The sequence below is a fragment of the Macromonas nakdongensis genome (assembly GCF_002837145.1).
In the GTDB taxonomy this organism is placed as follows: Bacteria; Pseudomonadota; Gammaproteobacteria; order Burkholderiales; family Burkholderiaceae_C; genus Macromonas_B; species Macromonas_B nakdongensis.
Window position 1 is genome coordinate 1 of sequence record NZ_NWMV01000148.1, and the last position, 3,038, is coordinate 3,038.

Here is a 3,038-nt window from a genome sequence, read left to right on the forward strand (position 1 = left end):
CCTGCTGGCCCTGGCCGACGAGTCCGGCGTGCTGGCGCTGGCCGACGCCCAGCGCCGGGGCGCGCCCATCAACGCCACCGAACACCGGGCCGCCCTGCACGCCGCGCTGCGCGGCAGCCACTGGGCCGACGCGCCGTGGGGACCGGCCATTGCCGGAACGGTGCAGGCCGAACTCAACCGCTTCCTCGACGCGGCCGAACGCTTGCGCGACGGCCGCTGGCGCGGCCACCGCGGCGAGCGCATCACCGACGTGGTCAACATCGGCATCGGTGGCTCCGACCTGGGGCCCCGCATGGCGGTTCAGGCGCTGGACGCGCACGTCAGCCCGCCGGTGCGGGTGCACTTCGTCTCCAACCCTGACGCCTGGTCGCTGCACAGCGAACTGCGCCGCCTGCGCCCGGACCAGACCGTCTTCGTGGTGCAAAGCAAGACCTTCACCACCCAGGAAACCATGACGCTGGCGGCTTCGGCCCGGCGCTGGCTGGCCGATGGCGGCCTGGGCACGGCCGAGCAGCAGGCGCCGCACCTGATTGCCGTGACCGCCGCGCCCCAGGTGTCAGCGGCGCAAGGCTACGCGCCGGCCCACACCTTCGGCTTCTGGGACTGGGTGGGGGGCCGCTACTCGGTCTGGTCGGCCATCGGGCTGCCGCTGGCGGTGGCCATTGGCGCGGCGAACTTCCGCGAATTCCTGGCCGGCGCCCACGCCATGGACCGGCACTTCTGGGAGGCCCCCCCGGCCCGCAACCTGCCGCTGGTGCTGGCGCTGTTGGGCGTGTGGAACCGCAACTTCCTGGGCTGCCCCACCCACCTGATCGCGGCCTACGCCGGGCGCCTGTTCCACTTCGCGCGCTACCTGCAGCAGCTCGACATGGAATCCAACGGCAAGTCCACCCACGTGGACGGGCAGCCCGTGCAGGTGGCCACCGGCCCCATCGTCTGGGGCGGGCTGGGCATCGAAGGGCAGCACGCCTACTTCCAGCTGTTGCACCAGGGCCAGCACCGGGTGCCGGTGGATTTCATCGGTGTGGCCAGCGAGGACACCCCGCTGCCCCTGGCCCACGAACACCACCGCGTGGTGCTGCTCAACCTGCGCGCCCAGGCCGACGCCCTGGCCCTGGGCCGACCCGAGGCCGACACCCTGGCCCTGCTGGAACGCAGCGGCCTGGACCCGGCCGAGGTGCGCGCCCTGTTGCCGCACCGCAGTTTCCGCGGCAACGTGCCCAGCAACACCCTGTGGCTGCCGGCCATGACGCCGCACAGCCTGGGCGCGCTGACCGCGCTGTACGAACACAAGGTGTTCTGCCAGGCCGCGCTCTGGGGCATCCACCCCTACGACCAGTGGGGCGTGGAACTCGGCAAAACCCTGGCCCAGGCCCTGGAACGCCAGGCCGCGCCCGCCCCCGTTTCCTGACCCCCTCCACCCAGCGCACACACCATGGCCCGCCACCCCTCCGACTCCCCCGACAAGGACCAACCCCTGATCGACGACATCCGCCTGCTGGGCCGGCTGTTGGGCGACGTGATCCGCGAACACGAGGGCTTGGCGGTGTACGGGTTGATCGAGCAAATCCGCCAGCTCTCGGTGGCCTACCGCCGCCAAGCCGACCAGGCCGCCGACAAGCAGCTCAAAAAGCTGCTCAAGGGCCTGAGCGACGACCAGGCGGTGAGCGTGATCCGCGCCTTCACCTACTTCAGCCACCTGGCCAACCTGGCCGAAGACCGCCACCACATCCGCCGCCGCGCCGTGCACGAGCGCGCCGGCAGCGTGCAGGAGGGCAGCCTGGCCCACACCTGGGCGCGCATGCGCGACGCCGGCGTGGACGCCGACGCCATCGCCCGCACGCTGGCCCACGGGCACCTCTCTCCCGTGCTCACCGCCCACCCGACCGAGGTGCAGCGCAAGAGCATTCTGGATGCTGAGCGCGACATCGCCCGCCTGCTGACCGAGCGCGACGCCATCGAGCAGGCCGCCGGCGGGGTGCGCCCCGGCGACCGCTTGCTGGCGCGCGAACTGGCCGCCAACGAGGCGCACATGCTGGCGCGCGTGACGCAGCTCTGGCACACCCGGCTGCTGCGCTTCACCAAGCTCACCGTGGCCGACGAGATCGAGAACGCGCTGACCTACTACCAGAGCACCTTCCTGCCGGAAATCCCGCGCCTGTACGGCCAGATCGAACAAGCCCTGGACGGCCGCACCGTGGCGCCCTTCCTGCGCATGGGCCAGTGGATCGGAGGCGACCGCGACGGCAACCCCAACGTCACCGCCGACACCCTGCGCCACGCCCTGCAACAGCAGGCTGACGTGGCCCTGCGCCACCTGCTGACCGAGGTGCACCGCCTGGGCGCGGAACTGTCACTGTCGGCCATGCTGCTGCCGGTGCCGCCGGCCATGCAGGCGCTGGCCGAGCGCTCGCCCGACACCAACGCCCACCGCCAGGACGAACCCTACCGCCGCGCGCTCACCGGCGTCTACGCGCGCCTGGCCGCCACCTTGCGCGAATTGACCGGTGGCGAAGCCGCGCGCCACGCCGTGGCCCCGCAAAGCCCCTACGCCAGCGCGGAAGAGCTGCTGGCCGACCTGCACACCATCGAAGGCGCGTTGCAGGCCCAGTGCTGCGAAGCCCTGGCCCAGCACCGCCTCCGGCCCTTGATCCGCACGGTGGAGGTGTTCGGCTTCCACCTCGCCACGGTGGACCTGCGCCAGAGTTCGGACCAGCACGAACTGGCCGTGGCCGATCTGCTGGCCCACGCCCGCCTGGAGCCCGACTACAGCGCCCTGGGCGAAGACGCCAAGCAGCAACTGCTGCTGCGCCTGCTCAACGACGCGCGCCCGTTGCGCGTGCCCGGCGCGGCCTACACCGCCCACACCCTGAGCGAGCTGGCCATCTTCCAGACCGCGCGCGAGCTGCGCGAGCGCTTCGGCGCCGCCTGCATCCGCCACGCCATCATCAGCCACACCGAAACGGTGAGCGACCTGCTGGAAGTGCTGCTGCTGCAAAAGGAAGTGGGCCTGATGCGCGGCACCCTGGACCGCGACG

Annotated in this window: 2 protein-coding genes; both read left to right on the forward strand. The window is 71.8% G+C overall.

The genetic code is table 11. The features are described 5' to 3' along the window. Positions 1 to 1,411: glucose-6-phosphate isomerase (gene pgi, locus CON77_RS14390; protein WP_101050244.1), on the forward strand; the 1,411-nt coding region annotated here is incomplete at its 5' end. Positions 1,412 to 1,435: 24 nt separating this feature from the next. Then, positions 1,436 to 3,038 (forward strand): phosphoenolpyruvate carboxylase (locus CON77_RS14395; protein ID WP_157826987.1); only part of this gene is annotated, 1,603 nt, incomplete at its 3' end.